Below are 2448 nucleotides of genomic sequence, written 5' to 3' on the forward strand. Positions count from 1 at the left end.
GCTCAAAGAGGAAGCGGGAGAGTATATCCGTGATGACCTGGTTGGAGTCCATCAGAGTGCTATCCAAAAGAGATGCTTTTTCCTGATCTCCCGCCTGTTGGTAGCAGGCCTGGAATACCAGAGTTTCAGAAAAAATAGAGGCCGTTTCGGCCAGAGTCATGGGATAATGACGGTGCAGGGCAGGAGCCTTCTTCAGCACCTCATGATGCCAGGCATGTCCCAGTTCATGGGCTATGGTGGAAACATCGTTGAAGGAGCCTGAGAAGTTTGTCATGACCCGGCTCTCTTCTGTCAGTGGGAAGCTGATGCAGTAGGCTCCTCCCACCTTGGATTCCCGGGGAGGGGCATCGATCCAGTTCCTGTCGAAACACATCCGGGCAAATTCAGAATACTCCCCGCTGAGGGCGGAAAAATGACGGGTGATAAATGTTTTTGCTCTGTCCCAGCTCCATTCGTCGCTCCTTGTTGACAGAGGGGCCACCGTATCATACCAGGACAGACGCGGGAGACCCATGGCGGTCGCCTTGGCTTTCATAAAACGGCGGAACTCGGGCAGGCTGTTTTTCATGCTCCCGATCATCGCCTCAAGGGTGTTTCCTGACATTCCAGCCTGACGGGTGGACCGGTCCAGGGTGCTCTCAAATCCTCTGCGGGAGTTCAGGGTATGACTGAATCCCTTAACGCCGTTGAGAGCCGCCGCCATGGGAATCTCCATAGACTCCCAGCATTTCAGCTCTTTCTCCCAGGCTTTTTTTCTTATTCCCCGGTCGGGATGACTTGCCATAAGCCTCAGCTGGGTGACTGTCTTTTCTTCTTTCCCGTCCCAGTCTGTCTTTAATGAGGAGGAGATGCTCTCCTGTTGCCGCCCCCAGGCTGACCCGCCGGAGCGGGAGAGATCGGCTGCCAGGTCTTCCAGCTCCGGTGAGAGCTGAAACTTCTGCTCTTCCAGGGATTCTTTTAAATAATAGAGGTAATCTTTTAGAATCGGGGACTCTTTCCACTCCTTTTCCGAGCTGCCTGAATCGGCCAGACGGTTTTTGAAACGCACCAGTACTCCTGTAAAAGGGAGGGCCGCCTCTTCCAGGGCATTTAAGGCATTCAGAGCCGCGGCATCATCAGTGTTCACAGAGTAGGAGCAGTATGTATAGGATTCGAGAGACTCATAAAGATCATGGGCTCTGTTCAGCCCTGGTATCATCTCTTCCAGAGTCTTCAGCCCCTCATTCTTCCAGAGGTCATCCTTTATGAGTATTGTCCCCAGTCCCTGGAGTATCTCTTCCATTTCCAATTTGTCTTTTTTATATTTATCCGAATCAAAACTGGGATACATGTTCAAATCCCAGGCAGGTAAATCAGAGCGGCTCATTCCAGTTCTCCTCTTATGCTTTGCGACCGGATAATGGTCCGGTCTCAGTGCAGAGTTTCCCATAAATAGGATGGATTTGCAAACTAACCCTCTCTTGTTTTAGACTGTTTAAGAAGAGAAAAATGTTTTTTTTATTTTATCCTTTGACCTTTTGCTGAGTTTTTATTATTTTCACTATATATAAAATTGAATATAAAAGGAGGCCTTCAATGGCTCAACATCTGACAAAACAGGATTTCCTGGATAAGGTATTTGACTTCGAAAATGAAAAAGAATGGAAGTTCAAGGGTGAACGTCCCTGTATCATAGACTTTTATGCCGACTGGTGCGGTCCCTGCAAAATGGTTTCCCCCATTCTGGAAGAATTATCCACAGAGTTTGAGGGAAAGATGGACGTTTATAAGATTGATACAGAAGCGGAACAGGAACTGGCTGGAGCCTTTGGTGTTCAAAGCATTCCCTCTATCCTGTTTATTCCCAAGGAAGGGAAACCGCAGATGGCTCAGGGAGCACTACCCAAGGATTCTTTACTGGATGCAATGAAAGATATTCTCAGCGTCGAGTAGTTGAGGTCGCTCCTCATATGGGGATATAATATTTTTTATCGCCCGGGAGGAGTCCTTCTGAATGAAAAAGATTTTTATTATCCCCTTATTGTTTTTAAATTTCTTGCTTCCTGATCTTCTTTCTGCCGATCAGTCTTCTGTTTTTTCGGTAGGAGAAGATATTCCGATTGATACCAGGGATGAGATGGGGCGCACAGCCCTTATGAGGGCAGTCTGGATGGATAATTCAGAGGCCGTCTCCCGTCTTCTTTCATCCGGTGCCGATCCCAATCTTAAGGATAAAAACGGCCAGACCCCACTATATTTTGCCCTTCAGTTCAGTGAGAACGAATCTCTTTTAAGCCTTCTGCTTAACTCCGGGGCTGAGGTGGACACGGTGGATAACAGGGGACGGAGCCCCTATGAGATCCTGATAAACCGGGGTATTTACCCTCATTTTATGTCTCAGCTCCTTCAATATGGAGATCTACCAAAAGAGAGCTCTCAGGGAGAGAGTCTGTTTTTTGCTGCTCTTGA

General features: G+C 48.0%; 3 protein-coding genes. 2 read left to right on the forward strand and 1 reads right to left on the reverse strand.

Going from position 1 to position 2448, the window contains the following annotated elements; genetic code table 11:
• Positions 1–1366 (reverse strand): M3 family metallopeptidase (locus tag PF479_RS04595; RefSeq protein ID WP_298002740.1); only part of this gene is annotated, 1366 nt, incomplete at its 3' end.
• Positions 1367–1575: 209 nt separating this feature from the next.
• Here PF479_RS04595 and trxA point away from each other — a divergent pair.
• Together trxA and PF479_RS04605 are read left to right on the forward strand one after the other, a co-directional pair.
• Positions 1576–1932, forward strand: coding sequence for a thioredoxin (gene trxA / locus PF479_RS04600; RefSeq protein WP_298002743.1), 357 nt, complete (start codon positions 1576–1578; stop codon positions 1930–1932).
• Between the two features lie 61 nt (positions 1933–1993).
• The coding region (locus PF479_RS04605) for an ankyrin repeat domain-containing protein (RefSeq protein ID WP_298002745.1) at positions 1994–2448 on the forward strand (455 nt) is incomplete at its 3' end.

The organism is Oceanispirochaeta sp. (genome assembly GCF_027859075.1).
Lineage (GTDB): Bacteria > Spirochaetota > Spirochaetia > DSM-2461 > DSM-2461 > Oceanispirochaeta.

Excerpts from the sequence above, each read along its gene's own strand:
- trxA (WP_298002743.1), top strand. The coding sequence starts at position 1,576 with ATGGCTCAACATCTGACAAAACAGGATTTCCTGGATAAGGTATTTGAC.